A 17,920-nucleotide genomic window follows, 5' to 3' on the forward strand; every position below is an offset into this window, starting at 1 on the left:
TTCCCATCCTTCCTATTCACTTGCAATAAGTTCTTCTCCGGCATCTAAACGAACCGAAACAAGTTTAGATACCCCTGATTCTTGCATTGTTACACCGTACAACACATCAGACTCTTCCATTGTACCTTTTCTATGTGTAATTACAATAAACTGCGTCTCATCACTAAATTTCTTTAAATACTGTGCAAAACGAGCTACATTCGCTTCATCAAGGGCGGCCTCTACCTCATCTAGTACACAGAACGGTACTGGGCGCACTTTTAAAATACCAAATAAAAGCGCAATTGCCGTTAAAGCACGCTCTCCACCTGAAAGTAAACCTAAGTTCTGCAATTTCTTCCCTGGCGGTTGTGCTACAATATCAATACCCGTATTTAGTAAATCCTCTGGATTAGTCATTACTAAATCCGCTCTACCGCCTCCAAATAATTCAGAGAATACCGATTGAAATTCCATTCTAATGCCTTCAAACGTAGTAGAAAAGCGTTTTTTCATTTCTTCATCCATTTCGGTAATAAGCTGGTGCAATGTCGTTTTCGCTTCTTCTAGATCGTCTCTCTGCTCTAGTAAGAATGTATGACGCTCCGCTACACGTTCATATTCATCAATTGCCCCTAGGTTCACTGTACCTAACTCTTCTATGGATAATTTGATTAATTTTACTTTCTTACGCGCATCTTCTGCAGGCATTGTCATTGTATATTTTAGTTTCGCCGCTTCAAATGAAATCGTATATGTTTCACGTAAATGTTGTAATCTATTTTCCAACTCTACATCAAGTCGGTTTATTCTCACTTCTTGATCTTTCAACATTTCAAGAATATATTTATGTTTACCTGTCGTTTCTTTCAAATTGCGTTCTAAATGTTCTACTCTCTCTTGCAACGATACACGTTGTTCACGACGAGAGCGAATTAATTCTGAAGTTTGATTACGATCATACGCTTTCTTCTCAATCATATTCGTAATTTGCTCTTCACCACTTGAATTAGATGTCATTTCTTGTTTTAAGAATGCTAAATCCTCTTTCGTTTTTACAAGTGTCGCATCCGTTTCTTCTTTTTCCTTCGTCAATCGTTCAACTTTTTCTTTTTGATTAGATAAGCGTTGTTGCTTTTCAGCTGCCAGCACTTTTAATTCAGTCATTTCTTTTTGAACTTTTTCTTTCGAAGAATGTTGCTCACTTTTTTGTTTTGTTAAAGCTACAATTTTACTATCTAACTCAGTGATATCAGCTTGAAGATTCGCTAAAATCCCTTCTAACTCCTCTTTACGCCCTTGCATTTTTACTCGATCTTGTAAAAACCCTTCAATCTCTAAATCATAAATAGACAAGCGGTCATTAATACGATGTTCTTCTAATTCTAAACGATTAATCTCTTCTCTTAATTTCTGCTCTTCTACACGATCCACTTCTACAGTTTGCCTTAGTTCGCGTATTTTCACTTCTTTTTCTTGAATCTCTTGTTTTACTGCTTTAACAAAGTTTTCTAACTTCGTTGTTTTTTCTTCCATATCAGTTAACTTGCGAGTCCACTCTTCCAGTTCACGTTGGCGTCCTAATAAAGAAGATTTCGCTTGTTTTACCGCCCCACCAGTCATAGAACCGCCAGGATTCACTACGTCACCTTCAATTGTTACAATGCGATAACGGTATTGCAGTTGTTTCGCCAACTCATTTGCTCCGCGTAAATCTTTCGCAACAATAACAGTACCTAATAAATTTGAAACTACATTTTCATATTTATTGTTGTACTGCACAAGTTCTGCCGCCACACCTACAAACGATGGGTGTTGATTTACAATGCGTAATTGCTCAAATGATAACGATCTGCTTTTAATAACAGCTTGCGGTAAAAACGTTGCACGTCCATGTTTATTTTGCTTTAAAAATGCAATCGCATTACGAGCATGCTCCTCTGTTTGTACAACAATATGCTGCATCGCTGCACCTAGAGCGATTTCCATTGCAACTTCGTATTCTTTCGGAACCGTTAACAGTTCCGCAACAGCACCCTCGATACCTTGCAACCTATTTTCTCTAGCTTTCAATACTTCACGTACACCTTGATAGAAGCCAGAATAATCTTCTTGCATCTCTTCAAGCATTTCTTTTCGAGAACGTGCCTGTTGCACAAATTGGTATGCTTGGTATAGTTTTGTTTCATTTTCACTATACTGCGTCTTACATTTCCCAAGTGCCGCCTCTGTCTTCTGTATGTTTGAGAGAATGCCAGCTACTTTTTCTTTCGCTTGTTCGTAACTTTCTACAAGTTTCGTCTTTTTCGCTGTAATTTCCATACGCATTTCTACATATTTCGCATTCTCTTCATCTAGACGCTCGTTTTTAGACGTTTGCTGTTTAGATTGTTCTTCAATCATAGATAATTCATTGCGATGACTAGCTTGTTGATTTAAAAGTTCAATATAGTCACCTTTTAAATTCTCAATCTGTTCCTCTAAATTGTCAGCAAAAGTAGCAAGCAATTGCTCATTATCATGCAATTTTTGCTCCAACTCTTTTACTTCATTCACAAATTGCATTAAAGCTTCTGTACTTGACTCAATCTCACCATCGTAAATTTTAGCTTTCTCTGTTAATTCAACAATTAACTGCTCAAGTTGCGCACAATGCGTCGTAGCATTTTGCTTTCTCTCTTTTAACAACTCGCGCTGCCCTTCTAGTTTTTCTAGCTCTTTACTAGAAAGAAGAAGTACCTCTTGCAACGAGTCTACAGACTCATCTACCGCTTGTAATTGTCCTCGTAATTCCTCAAGTTCTTCTTCACTTTTTTGTAAATTCGTTGACATTTTAGCTTCTTCGTTTTTATTATGCCCAAACTGATTTCGAAGTGCTTCCCATTTCTCATGCAATTCTTCAATTTCATGGACAATAAGCGCAGCTTCTACTTTCTCTAATTCTTCTTTATTCTCAAGATAATCTTTCGCAATAGAAGCTTGTCTTTCTAAAGGTTCTACTTGACTACTTAATTCATGAATTATATCTTGTACACGATTTAAGTTTTCTTGTGTTTCTTCTAATTTTCCTTCAGCTTTCTTTTTGCGAAGTTTGTATTTTAGTACGCCTGCCGCTTCTTCAAATACACCTCGACGCTCTTCTGACTTACTACTTAAAATCTCTTCCACTTTCCCCTGGCTAATAATTGAAAAAGCTTCTCTTCCCATACCAGAGTCCATAAATAAATCAATAATATCTTTCAATCTACATGATTGTTTATTAATATAAAAATCACTTTCACCTGAACGAGATACACGACGTGTTACACACACCTCATTGTATTCAATTGGTAAACGTTGATCTTCATTATTTAAAGTTATTGTTACTTCAGCAACATTAACCGCTCTCCTCGTATCACTGCCTGCAAAAATAATATCCTCCATCTTTGCACCACGTAATGATTTTGCAGATTGTTCACCAAGTACCCAGCGAATTGCATCAGTAATATTACTTTTCCCGCTTCCATTAGGTCCTACTACAGAAGTTACACCCGGGACAAAATCAACAGATACACGCTCAGCAAAAGACTTAAACCCTGCTATTTCTAATCTTTTTAAAAACACGAAAGGCCTTCCTCCTATTCTCCGTCGTTATAAATGTTCTCTATACAAAAACAAGCTATTATACGGATTTACCTTCTTTTTATTTACAAACAAAAAGAAAGTTTCATTCTATGCACAAGGAATCCCCCTCATTCAAAGGGGGATTCCTTATAGTTGTTCTTTTAATTTTTTCAATGCTTCTGCAGCAGCTTGTTGCTCTGCTTCTTTTTTCGACTTACCACTACCAAGACCTAAAGCTACGTTATTTAACGTAACACGTGACACAAATTCTCGATTGTGAGCTGGTCCTTTTTCTTGCAAAATTTGATACTCAACATTGCCACTACCATCACGCTGAATCAATTCTTGTAACTGACTCTTATAATCCATCACATGAGAAAAAGCACCCTCATTAATTTTCGGATATACAATTTCTTTTAAGAATTCCCAAACTGTTTCTAACCCTTGATCAAGATAAAGGGCACCAATAAACGCTTCAAAGACATCCGCTAATAAAGCTGGTCGTTCACGTCCACCTGTCATTTCTTCACCTTTTCCTAATAAAACAAGGCTACCAAATGACAATTCGTTCGCAAAACGAACAAGAGATGGCTCACATACAATAGCTGCACGTAGTTTTGTTAACTCTCCTTCGCTCATTGTCGGATATTTTTGAAACAGATACTGCGATACAGTAAGTTCCAATACTGCATCTCCAAGAAATTCAAGACGCTCATTATCTTCATGCGGTTTTTTTCGATGCTCATTCACATACGATGAATGCGTAAATGCTTGAATCAATAATTTTTCATCTGTAAACGTAATACCTATCTTTTCTTGAAACACTTTAAATGCTTCACGATATTTTGTTTCGTATTTTTTTTCTCTATATTTTCGGTACGGCATAGGTCCCTCCAGATATAAGCCAGAAAGCCCCGCTAAAAAACGGGACTTCACTTAAGCATTATAGATGACTCTCTATGTAAGTCACAGCATCGCCAACAGTAGCAATCTTTTCAGCATCTTCATCAGAAATTTCCATTTCGAATTCATCTTCTAATTGCATTACAAGTTCTACTACATCTAGGGAGTCTGCTCCTAAATCTTCCTTGAAGCTTGCAGCTGGTACTACCTCAGTCTCTTCTACTCCTAAACGATCAACGATGATTTTTGTTACGCGTTCTAAAACATCTGCCATTCCATTCACCTCCCCTCAAATATTATATTAAATATTGACCAAAAAAACTAGGTGAAATCGATTCTTTTATTACATTACCATACCGCCATCAACATTTAACGTTTGACCTGTAACATATTTGCTTTGATCAGAAGCAAAAAACGTTACAGCATTCGCGATATCTTGCGCTTCACCAAATTGAGCAGCTGGAATAACTTTTAACATTTCGGCTTTAATATTCTCATCTAGTACATCAGTCATATCAGTCGCAATAAAGCCTGGCGCAATTGCATTCACAGTAATATTTCGACTTGCTAACTCTTTTGCAGATGTTTTTGTTAATCCAATAACACCCGCTTTAGCAGCAACATAATTAGCTTGCCCTGGGTTTCCTATAACACCCACAACAGAAGCGATATTTATAATTCTACCGTGACGTTGACGCATCATATAACGAGATACTGCTTTTGTACATAAGAATACACCTTTTAAGTTTGTATTAATAACTGTATCCCATTCTTCTTCTTTCATACGCATTAATAAATTATCTTTTGTTACACCAGCATTATTTACAAGAATATCAACTTGTCCAAATGTGTCTACTGTTTGTTTCACCATATTTGTAACATCATCAGCATTTGCAACATCTGCTTTTACCGCAATTGCATCAGAACCTAATTTCTTAATTTCATCTACTACTTCATTTGCTTTTTGTTCATTACCTGCATAATTTACTACTACATTTGCCCCTTGTTTCGCTAAATCGATCGCAATCGCGCGACCAATTCCACGTGAAGCGCCAGTTACTAATGCTACCTTCCCTTTTAACATCAGTTTTCTCCTCTCAAATTTGAAATGGTATCTTTTAATGTCTCTTCATCATATATCGCATATGCTTTCACTGATGAATCAATTGACTTCATAAGTCCAGCAAGTACTTTTCCAGGCCCAATTTCAATAAATGTATCTACTCCCTGCTTCACCATACATTCAATAGACGGGTACCATAATACAGGCGAATAAAGCTGTTCGATTAACTTTTCTTGAATGTCGGCACCACGTGTAATAACATCCGCCGTAACATTTGCAATAACAGGAATATTCGTATCATGAATTGTAATTTCATTCAAAACACTTTGGAACTTCTCAGCTGCCGGCTTCATAAGTGAAGAATGGAATGGCCCACTTACTTTTAGTGGAATTGCTCTCTTTGCACCATTTTCTTTCGCTCTTTGAGAAGCAAGCTCTACGCCTTGCTTCGTTCCAGAAATTACAATTTGCTTCGTACTATTCATATTAGCGATTTGCACTGCATATCCTTCACTTGTTACTTCTTCTGTAACTTGTTTCAGCATATGTGGGTCAGCACCTAATATAGCTGCCATTGCACCTTCCCCGCCCGGAACAGCTTCTTCCATATATTCCCCGCGTTTCCTTACAGCATATACCGCATCTTCAAAAGTTAATGCACCAGCTGCTACAAGAGCGCTATATTCACCTAAACTATGACCAGCGACAAAGTCAGGTGTAATGTCATACTCTTTCAAAGCTGTCAAAATAGCAAAACTCGTTGTTAATAATGCAGGCTGCGCATTTGTTGTTAATGTAAGCTTTTCCTGCGGTCCTTCAAAAATCACTTCTGAAAGTGAATCTTCCAACACCTCATCTGCTTTTGCAAACACTTTTGCAACCTCTTTATTATTCTCTGCTAATTGTTTACCCATTCCAACTGCCTGTGAACCTTGGCCCGGAAAAAGAAATGCTATTTTTCCCATTTCAAATCCTCCTCTTATTGGAGTGACTCTTTCTCCATTACGCTTGAAATCGTAGGAATTACTTCTTTCGCTACCATTTCTCTCGTTTGACGAATCGCACTAAATATCGACTGGTCATTAGAAGAACCGTGAGCCTTAATGACAGGTGCTTTCAATCCAAATAATGCAGCTCCTCCATACTCCGAATAATCCATTTTATCTTTTAATACCATAAGTTTTGGCTTTAATACCGCCGCTGCTAATTTGCTCGTAAATGAACTCATTAATTGTTCTTTCAACATAGAGAATAGCGCAAGTGCTGTTCCCTCTAATGATTTCAACGCTACATTCCCTGTAAAACCATCACATACAACAACATCTGCTACACCTTGCAATAAATCTCTTGATTCAACGTTCCCAACGAAATTAATTGGCGCATCTTTAAGCATTGCAAATACTTGCTTTGAAAGCTCGTTTCCTTTTCCATCCTCTGTTCCAACGTTTAATAGTCCAACGCGAGGATTTTCAATTCCTCTTACCTTCTCAGCATAAACAGATCCCATTACTGCATATTGATATAAATGAATTGGTTTTGCATCAACATTTGCTCCAACATCTAACATAACAAAACCTTTTCCATCTACAGTTGGCATTGTAGGCGATAAAGCTGGTCGCTCAATTCCTTCCATACGACCGACTACAAATAATCCAGCTGCCATTAAAGCTCCTGTACTACCTGCGGATATACAAGCGTCTGCTTCTCCATCCTTTACTTGTTGTGCCGCAAGCACCATTGAAGCTTGTTTTTTTCGACGAACCGCTCTTACTGGTTCCTCCGTTGATTCTATTTTTTCGTCTGTATGAAGAATAGTAATTCGTTCATCACTCGTTAAGTATTGACGAATTTCCTCTTCTTTCCCTACTAACGTAATATGTAAATCAGAATATTCCTTAATAGCTTTCATTGCCCCTAATACTACAGCCTTTGGAGCGTGATCTCCGCCCATTGCATCTATTGCGATTTTCATAAGTTGTTACCTTCCTCACTATAATTACTAGATCGATACATTTCAAAAGTGCCTGTAAAAACAAGTTCTTCTCCAACGAAGCTACGCACTTTGACAACCGTCCGTCCCTTATCATTCTCTACATCTTCAACGCGCGCTTTTGCAACAACACGCTCTCCTAATTTTACAGGGCGAATGTATCGAATGGTAGACTTTGCAGTTAAAGCTAATTCTTCATCAATAACCGCAACAGCTAGTGAGTTTGCTTGCGCAAACAGATGATGCCCACGGGCAATTTGATTTCTTTTAAATACATGTTCTACCTTTACTTCAAAGATAGAGATTGCATGTCTATCTAATTCAATATCAATAATTTCTCCGACAACCTCTTCTAACGGTAAAGATTTCACATCTTCTTCATGTTGCTTTGTAGCTACATGTTTAATTCTCTCTCTTAATTCAGGAATAGACAATTCCATACGATCCAGTCGTACTGTTTGTATACTCACTTGAAATTTTTCCGCTAAATCTTCATCCGTAATAAAAGGATTTGATTCGATTGTTTGTTGTAATAATTCTTGTCTTTCTTTTTTACTTCTTCTTTTCTTCATACCGCACCATCCATTTTTATGACTAGGTACTAACAGTAGTATATAATCATTAAAAGTAGAATGCAACAAAAATTTTTGTTGACTCCCTTTAATCGAGCTTCTCTCCTTGGAACACACCTGTCCCATCAAGATACGTACGCAAGGCAGCGTACTGATCATTGTGCCAAAATGCTTCTGAATCTACTAGTATCGCCGCATCTTGCCTTGCTGTTTCTAACGCTCGATAATCGTGTACCATGTCAGCAACCTTAAATTCTGGTAAGCCACTTTGCTTACTCCCAAAGAAATCTCCAGGACCTCGTAATTCTAAATCTTTTTCTGACAATACAAATCCATCATTTGTTTCAGTCATTATGCGCATTCTTTCTTTTCCTGTTTCTGATTTAGGGTCTGCTATTAATAAACAATATGATTGTTCACTACCACGCCCGACACGCCCTCTAAGCTGATGAAGCTGCGATAAACCGAAACGTTCTGCATCATAAATAACCATCACAGTCGCATTCGGTACGTTCACACCCACCTCAACAACTGTTGTCGATACAAGAATTTGCACTTTATTTTCACTAAACTGGCCCATTATCTCTTCTTTTTCCTGAGACGATAATCTCCCATGCATCAATCCAACTTGGCATTTCCCTTGGTAATGATGCGTCAGCATACTATGTAAGTCGATAGCATTTTGCACATCAAGTTTCTCAGATTCTTCAATTAGAGGACAAATAACGTATGCCTGTCTTCCTTTTTTTATTTCCTTCTCAACAAAACCGAGGACGCGATCTAACATATCATGTTTTGCCCAGTATGTTTCAATCACCTTTCTACCTGCTGGCATCTCATCGATTATCGAAACATCCATCTCTCCAAATGCAGTAATTGCAAGCGTACGCGGAATTGGTGTCGCTGTCATAAATAATACATCTGGACTTTCACCTTTCTCCCGTAAAACTCGGCGCTGCGCTACACCAAATCGATGCTGTTCATCTGTAATAACGAGACCCAACCTATGAAATATAACTTCATCTTGAATTAAAGCGTGCGTTCCAACAAGAATATCTATTTCTCCTTGTTCTAACTTCGCTAAAATTTCTCGGCGTCTTGCACCTTTAACAGAACTTGTTAGCAGTTCCACCTTCATACCAAAATGCGAAAACGTTTCAGCAAGCGACTGATAATGTTGCTCAGCTAAAATTTCTGTAGGAACCATTAAAGCACCTTGATAATGAGCTAATTTCGATGCATAAAGGCCAATCGCAGCAACAACTGTTTTCCCAGAACCAACGTCACCTTGTAATAGTCGGTTCATCCGATAAGGAGATGTCATATCTTTTAAAATTTCATCTACAACTCGGCGCTGCGCACCAGTTAACGGGAACGGCAATGCATCGATAAATTCTTGTAATTCTACTGACGGAATCTCTTTCTTCGTCCCTTTTGAATTTTCCCTCTCCATTTTCCTCAGTGTTTGCATTTTCAGCTGAAATAAGAAAAATTCCTCATATACAAAACGGCGACGCGCTTGCTTTAAATCCTCCTGTCCTACCGGAAAATGCAAAGCCTTAAGTGCTTCATATCTTGGTAATAATTTATACCGGCCTAACAAACCATCCGGTAACACTTCGACTATAGAATCTCCATATTCCTTTAACGCTTGAGCAATAAAACGACGCATCTGTTTTACTGTAAGTTTCCCCTTTACTGAGTAAACAGGCTCCACTTCTTGTTGACGTACAACTGGCCCAAAATGAAGTTCTGATACAGCAATTGTTTGACGATGTTGATCCCATTTACCAGTAATCGTTACCGTTTCATCTAACGTTAATTTTTGCTTATAGTAAGGCCTATTAAAACATACCGCCGTAATTAAATAACGACCGACGAGAACACGAACTGTTAGACGCGATTTCTTCTTACCATAATATTGCAGCAAAGGAGCACTATGAACCTTCCCTTCAACCGTTACACGTTCATCATGCTTTACTTCAGCAAGATCTTTCATCGCATAATCTTCATAACGGTACGGAAAATGTTCTAATAGATGAGAAACTGTATAAATCCCCATTTCATGTAGTAACTCAGATGTTTCTTCTCCGATCCCCTTTACATCCGTAACAGGAACTTGTACAACATCATTCAAGATTCTCACACCCCGTCACATTATTTTCTTTATTGCATTTTATTTGAGTACCAATTAGCATCTGTAATCGCTCTCTTTCACCTTATATATTCTATCATAGGCATTCTAAGAGAAACTACTCAAATCCCTTATATAAAACAAGTAAAAAAGAGCCTCACTATTAGCAGCAAGGCTCTTTTCTCTCTTCAATATGCTAGCCTTTTGAATAAAAACTAGTAATAAACTTCATATTACTACTTCTTATCCATTAGCAAGTAAGTAATCCATTTATTTTCAAAACGAATCTTATCTTATTCTACAGAGAAGATGAAAGAATACACTGGTTGGTTTCCAGCATGCACTTCTACTTCTGCATCTTCAAATTTCTCTTCTACAAATTCAACTAACTCCGCTACTTCTTCGTCAGTTGCATCTTCACCTTGTAGAATCGTTACGATTTCAGAATCTTCATCAATAAGCGCTTCTAGTAATTGCTTCGCAGCTCCTACTTTTTCAGCATTTGTAGATACAATTTTTCCATCTGCAATACACATGAAGTCATCTTTTTGAATTGCTACACCATCAATTTCCGTATCACGTACAGCATACGTAATTTGACCTGTTTTCACATGAGATAAAGCTTCTTGCATGTTTTCTTCATTCTCTTCTAACGTTCCAACTGGGTTAAATGCTAACATTGCTGCCATACCTTGAGGAACTGTTTTCGAACGAACAACAATAACTTCTTGATCTACAACTGATGCCGCTTGTTCTGCTGCCATTACAATATTTCCGTTATTCGGTAAAATAATGATTTTTTCAGCATTCGCTTCTTCAATTGCCTTCACGATATCCTCCGTACTTGGATTCATCGTTTGACCACCTTCGATAACTTTCGTTGCGCCGATGCTCTCAAATAAAGTTTTAATACCAGACCCCATTGCCACAGTTACGATACCATATGGTTGTTTTTCTTTCGATTGAGCTGGTTGTTCAGGAACCATAGCAGGTTCATCTAATAAAGCAGTATGCTGTTCACGCATATTTTCTACTTTAATCTTAATTAAACTACCGTATTTTTGCCCGTAGTTCATAGCGTCTCCAGGATGTTCTGCGTGGATATGAACTTTTACAATTTCATCATCAGACACAACTAGTAGAGAATCACCATATACACTAATATCTTCACGGAATTTTTGTTCAGAGAAATTATGCTCTTTCACCTTTTCAGCCTCTAATTTCACCATGAACTCCGTACAATATCCATACTTAATATCTTCTGTACTCAATTGGCTTTGTACACTACGGTGATGTTCTGCGCGTACCATCTCATTCATAGATGTTTGCGTCGGTGCATCAGAAGAAATCGTTTCTCCTTTTAAGTCAGCTAAAAACCCTTCGTATACCACTACAAGACCTTTACCACCGCTATCTACAACGCCAACTTGTTTTAATACAGGTAATAAATCTGGCGTACGATTTAACGATGCGTTTGCTTCTTTCACAACGTCTTCCATAAACAAAACAAAGTCGCGCTGTTTTTTCGCAACTGTTACTGCATATTTACCCGTTTCTCTTGCAACCGTTAAAATCGTTCCTTCAATCGGTTTCATAACCGCTTTATAAGCCGCCTCTACTCCAGCTTCTAGTGCTGCAGCAAAATCAACTGTTGTTAATTCTTCTTTTTGTTCAATGGATTTAGAGAAACCACGGAACAACTGAGATAGAATAACTCCAGAGTTACCACGAGCTCCCATTAATAATCCTTTGGCTAAACTTACGCCGACTTTACCAGCATGCTGTGAAGGATTTGCTTTCACTTCACGCGCACCTGAAGTCATAGATAAGTTCATGTTTGTACCGGTATCGCCATCTGGAACTGGAAATACGTTTAATGCATCAACAAGCTGAACATTATTTGTTAAATTATTCGCTCCTTGCATGATCATTTGTGATAAACGTTTTCCATCAATTTTTTGAATTGACACAGATTTTCCTCCTTAATGCACATTACAAGTTTATTACTTTAACTCCTTGTACGTAGATGTTTACAGAATCTACTGCTAGTCCTACAGTTTGATCTAATGTATATTTCACTTTCGTCTGCACATTATGTGCCACTTCTGAAATTTTCGTACCATAGCTCACAATAATATACATATCAATATGTACTTCATCTTCATCTTTACGAACAATAACACCTCTAGTGAAGTTTTCTTTTCGTAAAATGTCTGTTAATCCATCTTTTAACTGATTTTTTGATGCCATACCTACGATACCGTAGCAATCTACCGCGGCACCTCCAGCAATTGTTGCAATTACATCTGTACTAATATCAATTTGACCGTACTTCGTTTTAATTTCAATTGACATCTCGTTTCCCCCTTCATAAATGGTGAAAGTGAGCTAGACTACTTTAGTTACTATCATATAATCTTTTTAAAGAAAATTCCATCGTTCTTTCTTTTCACTCTCATATTTTATGTTTTAAATTACACTTTTTTATGATGAGCAAAATAGTCCATTGTTATTATACAACATGTACCACTATAATATGTCAAGCAATTTTTATGGATTTTAACTTTTCTTCATTGACATATAGTGTCAAGTAAATTTTCTTGATTTCTTTTTTCTACGGTGTTGCATTCTCTTTTTAGTTGTGTTAAATTATAGTAGTGTTTTTAGCATCGCATAAAAGACTAACATTGAAAAATTACGTATGGTAAGGTATCAAGGGAGGGAAATATAAATGGCTCGTGTTTGTGCTATTACTGGAAGAAAAGCTCGTTCTGGTAACTCTCGTTCTCACGCAATGAACGCTACAAAACGTAAGTGGGGCGCTAACCTTCAAAAAGTTCGCGTACGCATCGACGGAAAAGTTCAACGTGTTTACGTTTCTGCTAGAGCATTAAAATCTGGCAAAATCGAACGTGTTTAATAATAAAAAAAAGAGCCGATAGGCTCTTTTTTTACTATAACAATGGAAAAAGCACCGGTGATAGGTGCTTTTTTTAATCTTTTTTGAAGGTATTTAACATTGCACGAACAATTCCACCAAGAAATTTAGGTAACTTAATTGTATAAAATCTCATGGTTTCCCTCCTAATCCCCATTACTCCACCTGGTCACTATATGATGTAAGGAGCAAAATTGTTTCTTCAATCAGTGCTTCTTATCAACATTAATATGCCAGAAGTAAATGAAAAAGTACCTTTTTCCTCAACGAGTTCGTTACTAATACAAAGTGTTGATCCCCACTCTATTGTTTTATTAGTAAGAGGGTACTTAAAACCAAACAATGTAATCCCTTCCACTATTTCAGTAACTGGTACAAAAGATACATAAGGAAAATTTTTATTTTCTTCAATTATATGTGTACCCACTTTTTTAACTGTTATTTCATTTTTATTGTCCACAATACACATTTCTATCTCTACTTCTAACCCTTTTAAAAGCATTTGTATATTTGCCAAACCGTGATCAAGTCTTCCACCGGTAGCACCAAAAATACGAATTAGTGCCGGCTTCTGTCCTAATGCCCAGTTGATTGCAATTTCTAAATCCGTTTGATCTTTTTCCCGCGGAACAATATGTAATTCGTTCGTTTGCTGTCCCATCCATACTAATTCTTCTTCAGTAACTGAATCGTAATCTCCAAACGCAACAGCCGGGGTAATCCCTTTCTTTAATAGACGGTATACCCCCCTATCAACCGCAGCCCACACTACTTCCTCATTCTTATATCGAGCAAAATCTGCGCAATATTCCGAAGGTCCTCCTGCCAAAATATGAATAATCATTTTTTCTTCCCCTTCCATTGTAAAAAGGCAATCTGCCATTCGGTAGATTGCCTTTTTACATATTTTTACCCTATCCTATGAATACCTTACTAGGATAAAAGTTCATCACTACCCACGAATTACGCGAATTGCTTCACCGCGGTCTTTTTGATTGTATACTGCTGATCCAGCTACAAGTACATTTGCTCCTGCTTCCACACAAAGTCTTGCTGTTTCAGCGTTTACACCACCATCAACTTCAATTTCTACTTCTAGATTGCGCTCTTTCACCATGTCTGCAACTTGTTTAATTTTCGGTAATACAGAATGGATAAACTTCTGTCCACCAAATCCAGGGTTTACTGTCATAAGTAATACCATATCTATATCTTCTAATACATGCTCAATCACTGAAACTGGCGTATGTGGATTTAATACAACGCCCGCTTTAATACCGTGAGATTTAATTAACTGAATTGTACGATGCAGATGTGGACACGCCTCTACGTGAACAGTAATAATATCCGCTCCCGCTTGTGCGAAAGTCGGGATATAGTTATCAGGATTTTCAATCATTAAATGTACATCTAATGGTAATGATGTAATTGGACGGATTGCTTCTACAATTAATGGTCCAATCGTAATATTTGGTACGAAGTGTCCATCCATTACGTCAACGTGAATGTAATCCGCTCCGCCCTTTTCTACATCTTTAATCTCTTCCCCTAATTTTGAAAAATCTGCTGATAAAATCGATGGTGCAATTTTAATCATAACTAATACCTCGGCTTTCTCTCTCTAATTTCTTCTACGAATTGTTTATAGTTCTTATAGCGATATTCTGTAATCTTCCCTTCTTCAACCGCAGCTTTCACAGCACATTTCGGTTCAGAAAGATGTGTACACCCTCTAAATTTACAGTATTGGCTCGCTTCTTTCAACTCTGGAAAACAATATGTAAGATCTTCTACTTCTATATCAATGAAATCTAGTGAACTAAAACCCGGTGTATCTGCTACTAGTCCACTCCCAATTGCAATTAATTCTACGTGTCTTGTCGTATGCTTCCCGCGTCCTAAATGGGAGGAAATATCATTTGTTTTCAGCTCTAATTCTGGACGTAGCACATTAAGCATTGAAGATTTCCCAACACCAGATTGACCCGCAACGACAGAAACACAATTTTCTAAGTATGGTTTTAATATATCAATACTTTCTGACGTATTAATAGAAGTAAATAAAACATCATAACCCATCTCACGATAATCATTCGCATAAGCTTCAACAGTTGCTTTCATCTTTTCATCTACTAAATCCATCTTGCTAATACAAATAATTGGCTTAATGTTATGATATTCAATCAGCACTAAAAATCGATCTAACAGTCCAGGATTAAAATCTGGTTCTACTGCAGAGAACACAAGGATCGCTTGATCGACATTAGCAATAGGAGGTCTAACAAGTTCATTTTTTCGATCAAACACTTCAAGCACATAACCTTCAGTTGGATTATCTGCCTGAAAAACAACTTGGTCTCCTACAAGTGGTGTAATTTTATTTTTTCTAAATACACCTCGCCCACGACATTGCGTAACCCCTTCTTCATGCTGCACGTAATAAAACCCACTTAAAGCTTTTATAATTTTTCCTTCTGGCATAGAATTCTCCTTTTTTTGTATAAGGTGATGCTGAATTTAAAAATGAATGGATTTAAATTTTCCAAATAACGATTTCAAAGCCTACCATATATACTTTCGCTAATATACATTAAATTTCCCATTAAATGCAAAAAAATATTTACAGCTGCATCACTTTACTAGCTTTTTGAATCATATATTTTTGCCTGCTATACCGTCCACTTTGTAGACAGCATAACAGGCAATAATAATAATAATAATAATAATAATAATAATAATAATAATAAGTAGACTTTCACTATTATTGAGTTGGATATGGTACTTCTTTATCAATAATCGTTACTCCATCTCGTACAATTTTATAGTGTCCCTTTGAACCTTCTTGAATTACAAATTCTAAAGAAATAGTCGCTGATTCAGTAATTGTTCTCGTTTCAACCGGTCTATCCATTTTTTGCTGCATGTCTTCTTTATAAATTTCTATTGTTTGCGGCTTTTTTTCACCTGTTACAGCAGGCTCATATGGGATAGAGATATTGTCCACTTTTACCGTTTTAGTCACTTTAGGCTTTTGACCATCAGAGATAATAATAGTTACTTTATCTCCCTCTTTTAATGGTGTACCTGGTTTTGGAAATTGCGAAATTACAAGTCCTTTTTCGACTGAATCTGAATACTCTCGTTTTATATCTGACGTTAGTTTTCTCTCATTCAAATAACCAGTTACACTATTTTCAGTCCACCCCGAAAAGTCACCTGGTCTAATTTGATAAGGACCTTTACTTACCCAGATTTTCAGTTCTTGCTCCGCTTCTATAACCATTTGATCAGGCGTCGGAATTTGCTCTACAATTTCACCTTTCGGCTTATCATTTTCAATATAATTTACTGTAACTTGTTTATATTTTTCTTCTAACTCAGCTTTTACACTCTCAAAGTTTTGCCCTGTGAAATTCGCCATCTTACTTTTCTTTTTTCCACCTGATTGATAGATAGTAATTTTAGCGTTTTCTTTTACGACTCTTCCTGCTACAGGTTCCGTTTTTATTACATCCCCAACTTCAATATCATCTGTATATACAATATTAGGCTCCGTCACCTCAAAGCCCTTTTCTACTAACGTATTTACAGCTGTCGTGTATTTCATACCAGCCACATCAGGAACTTTGACATCTTTCGGAATAAATAATCCTGGAATAACCGTAAGCGCTAATGTTATTCCTATTGCTAAAAATAAAAATGTTGAAATTAAAACTTTAAGCCACTTGTTACTCCGTTTTTTCTTCTTATCTAACTCAGCTGCTTCTGCTCTTATCGGTTCTTCCACTTTACTCCCTTTTAAAACAATCGTTTCATCACTTACATTTTCAAATAATTGTTCTTGTTGAATAATCGGAATCGCTTTCGTCGCTTCCATATCTTCTGGTATGTAAAATGGTTGCTCATTTATCCTCTCTGGATATAGCGCAGTTTCAATATCTCGCTTCATAGCATTGGCAGATTGATATCGATGGAAAGGATCTTTTGCAGTTGCCTTTAATATAATATTTTCAACACTTTGCGGAATATTTTCATTCCATCTTTTTGGTGATGGGATTTCACTTTGTAAATGTTTTAAAGCTATAGCAACAGCAGATTCGCCAGAAAACGGTTGTCTTCCTGTTAACAATTCAAACATAACTATTCCAAGAGAATAAATATCCGATTGTTTATTTGCTATCCCACCACGTGCCTGTTCTGGTGATAAATAATGGACTGAACCCAGTACTGAATTTGTATGTGTAATTGTTGTTGCACTTGTAGCTGTCGCAATTCCAAAATCTGTTACTTTTATTATTCCATCAGCTCGAATTAAAATATTGTGCGGCTTTATATCACGATGCACAATTTCAAAATGATGGGCGTGTGCCATGGCGGATGTTAACTGCTCCATAATATCAAGAGCTTCTCCTATAGGTAACATACCTCGCTCAATTATGTATTGCTTCAATGTTTGCCCGGGTACATATTCCATGACAAGATAATATATACCATCTTCTTCTCCGACATCATACATATTCACAATATTTGGATGCGACAACGTTGTAACAGACTGCGCTTCTCGATGGAAACGTTTAATAAACTCTTCGTTATTTGAGTAGTCGAGTCTTAATATTTTTACCGCTACATCTCGGCCAAGTATATCATCATGAGCTAAATATACATTGGCCATTCCGCCACCACCAATCATTTTCAGCAGCTTATAACGGTCATTTAAGCGTTTTCCAATCAGCACGTT

Annotated in this window: 16 protein-coding genes; 1 reads left to right on the forward strand and 15 read right to left on the reverse strand. The window is 37.0% G+C overall.

Annotation, left to right across the window (positions count from 1 at the left end):
• Positions 1–12: 12 nt before the first annotated feature.
• The 10 genes from smc to QCI81_RS06225 all read right to left on the reverse strand — a co-directional run bounded on the left by smc (position 13) and on the right by QCI81_RS06225 (position 12,599).
• Positions 13–3,582, reverse strand: a complete 3,570-nt coding sequence (gene smc / locus QCI81_RS06180; RefSeq protein WP_071729803.1) for a chromosome segregation protein SMC — start codon at positions 3,580–3,582, stop codon at positions 13–15.
• A 147-nt stretch (positions 3,583–3,729) separates the two neighbouring features.
• Positions 3,730–4,467, reverse strand: a complete 738-nt coding sequence (gene rncS / locus QCI81_RS06185; RefSeq protein WP_001146875.1) for a ribonuclease III — start codon at positions 4,465–4,467, stop codon at positions 3,730–3,732.
• A 58-nt stretch (positions 4,468–4,525) separates the two neighbouring features.
• Positions 4,526–4,759 (reverse strand): acyl carrier protein, encoded by a 234-nt coding sequence (gene acpP, locus QCI81_RS06190; RefSeq protein WP_000786062.1) that lies wholly within the window; start codon positions 4,757–4,759, stop codon positions 4,526–4,528.
• A gap of 69 nt (positions 4,760–4,828) precedes the next feature.
• Positions 4,829–5,569, reverse strand: a complete 741-nt coding sequence (gene fabG / locus QCI81_RS06195; protein WP_000911769.1) for a 3-oxoacyl-[acyl-carrier-protein] reductase — start codon at positions 5,567–5,569, stop codon at positions 4,829–4,831.
• Positions 5,569–6,513: an ACP S-malonyltransferase gene (gene fabD / locus QCI81_RS06200; RefSeq protein ID WP_071729801.1), complete on the reverse strand. Its 945-nt coding sequence runs from the start codon at positions 6,511–6,513 to the stop codon at positions 5,569–5,571. The genes fabG and fabD overlap by 1 nt, the downstream gene beginning before the upstream one ends.
• Before the next feature lie 14 nt (positions 6,514–6,527).
• A complete protein-coding gene (gene plsX / locus QCI81_RS06205) occupies positions 6,528–7,520 on the reverse strand; it encodes a phosphate acyltransferase PlsX (RefSeq protein WP_000684100.1) in 993 nt (330 codons plus the stop codon).
• Complete coding sequence (gene fapR / locus QCI81_RS06210; RefSeq protein WP_000747349.1) at positions 7,517–8,110, reverse strand: transcription factor FapR; 594 nt, start codon at positions 8,108–8,110, stop codon at positions 7,517–7,519. The genes plsX and fapR overlap by 4 nt, the downstream gene beginning before the upstream one ends.
• A gap of 88 nt (positions 8,111–8,198) precedes the next feature.
• Entirely contained in the window at positions 8,199–10,247 is a 2,049-nt protein-coding gene (gene recG / locus QCI81_RS06215; RefSeq protein ID WP_071729800.1) for an ATP-dependent DNA helicase RecG, read from the reverse strand.
• Between the two features lie 290 nt (positions 10,248–10,537).
• Entirely contained in the window at positions 10,538–12,214 is a 1,677-nt protein-coding gene (locus QCI81_RS06220) for a DAK2 domain-containing protein (RefSeq protein WP_000027131.1), read from the reverse strand.
• Positions 12,215–12,236: 22 nt separating this feature from the next.
• Positions 12,237–12,599 carry an Asp23/Gls24 family envelope stress response protein gene (locus QCI81_RS06225; protein ID WP_000021109.1) on the reverse strand — a complete coding sequence of 121 codons (363 nt, stop codon included), beginning with the start codon at positions 12,597–12,599 and terminating at the stop codon, positions 12,237–12,239.
• Positions 12,600–12,975: 376 nt separating this feature from the next.
• Here QCI81_RS06225 and rpmB point away from each other — a divergent pair, with 376 nt between their 5' ends.
• Complete coding sequence (rpmB, locus tag QCI81_RS06230) at positions 12,976–13,164, forward strand: 50S ribosomal protein L28 (RefSeq protein WP_000124776.1); 189 nt, start codon at positions 12,976–12,978, stop codon at positions 13,162–13,164.
• 73 nt (positions 13,165–13,237) lie between these two features.
• Here the strand turns inward: rpmB and spoVM are convergent, their stop codons facing one another.
• From spoVM to pknB, 5 genes are all read right to left on the reverse strand, one after another.
• Positions 13,238–13,318 (reverse strand): stage V sporulation protein SpoVM, encoded by an 81-nt coding sequence (gene spoVM, locus QCI81_RS06235; RefSeq protein WP_001213599.1) that lies wholly within the window; start codon positions 13,316–13,318, stop codon positions 13,238–13,240.
• A 66-nt stretch (positions 13,319–13,384) separates the two neighbouring features.
• Entirely contained in the window at positions 13,385–14,065 is a 681-nt protein-coding gene (locus tag QCI81_RS06240; RefSeq protein ID WP_071729798.1) for a thiamine diphosphokinase, read from the reverse strand.
• A gap of 69 nt (positions 14,066–14,134) precedes the next feature.
• The gene (rpe, locus tag QCI81_RS06245) at positions 14,135–14,779 is read right to left on the reverse strand and encodes a ribulose-phosphate 3-epimerase (RefSeq protein WP_000589974.1); all 645 of its coding nucleotides are present in this window, start codon (positions 14,777–14,779) and stop codon (positions 14,135–14,137) included.
• A gap of 2 nt (positions 14,780–14,781) precedes the next feature.
• Positions 14,782–15,663, reverse strand: coding sequence for a ribosome small subunit-dependent GTPase A (gene rsgA, locus QCI81_RS06250; RefSeq protein WP_001113932.1), 882 nt, complete (start codon positions 15,661–15,663; stop codon positions 14,782–14,784).
• 280 nt (positions 15,664–15,943) lie between these two features.
• A complete protein-coding gene (gene pknB, locus QCI81_RS06255; protein WP_000904746.1) occupies positions 15,944–17,917 on the reverse strand; it encodes a Stk1 family PASTA domain-containing Ser/Thr kinase in 1,974 nt (657 codons plus the stop codon).
• Positions 17,918–17,920: the final 3 nt, after the last annotated feature.

This window comes from Bacillus cereus group sp. MG20 (genome assembly GCF_040459885.1).
Classification (GTDB): Bacteria; Bacillota; Bacilli; order Bacillales; family Bacillaceae_G; genus Bacillus_A; species Bacillus_A cereus.

Excerpts from the sequence above, each read along its gene's own strand:
- rncS (WP_001146875.1), bottom strand. The coding sequence starts at position 4,467 with ATGCCGTACCGAAAATATAGAGAAAAAAAATACGAAACAAAATATCGT.
- acpP (WP_000786062.1), bottom strand. The coding sequence starts at position 4,759 with ATGGCAGATGTTTTAGAACGCGTAACAAAAATCATCGTTGATCGTTTA.
- fabG (WP_000911769.1), bottom strand. The coding sequence starts at position 5,569 with ATGTTAAAAGGGAAGGTAGCATTAGTAACTGGCGCTTCACGTGGAATT.
- fabD (WP_071729801.1), bottom strand. The coding sequence starts at position 6,513 with ATGGGAAAAATAGCATTTCTTTTTCCGGGCCAAGGTTCACAGGCAGTT.
- plsX (WP_000684100.1), bottom strand. The coding sequence starts at position 7,520 with ATGAAAATCGCAATAGATGCAATGGGCGGAGATCACGCTCCAAAGGCT.
- fapR (WP_000747349.1), bottom strand. The coding sequence starts at position 8,110 with ATGAAGAAAAGAAGAAGTAAAAAAGAAAGACAAGAATTATTACAACAA.
- QCI81_RS06225 (WP_000021109.1), bottom strand. The coding sequence starts at position 12,599 with ATGTCAATTGAAATTAAAACGAAGTACGGTCAAATTGATATTAGTACA.
- rpmB (WP_000124776.1), top strand. The coding sequence starts at position 12,976 with ATGGCTCGTGTTTGTGCTATTACTGGAAGAAAAGCTCGTTCTGGTAAC.
- spoVM (WP_001213599.1), bottom strand. The coding sequence starts at position 13,318 with ATGAGATTTTATACAATTAAGTTACCTAAATTTCTTGGTGGAATTGTT.
- QCI81_RS06240 (WP_071729798.1), bottom strand. The coding sequence starts at position 14,065 with ATGGCAGATTGCCTTTTTACAATGGAAGGGGAAGAAAAAATGATTATT.
- rpe (WP_000589974.1), bottom strand. The coding sequence starts at position 14,779 with ATGATTAAAATTGCACCATCGATTTTATCAGCAGATTTTTCAAAATTA.
- rsgA (WP_001113932.1), bottom strand. The coding sequence starts at position 15,663 with ATGCCAGAAGGAAAAATTATAAAAGCTTTAAGTGGGTTTTATTACGTG.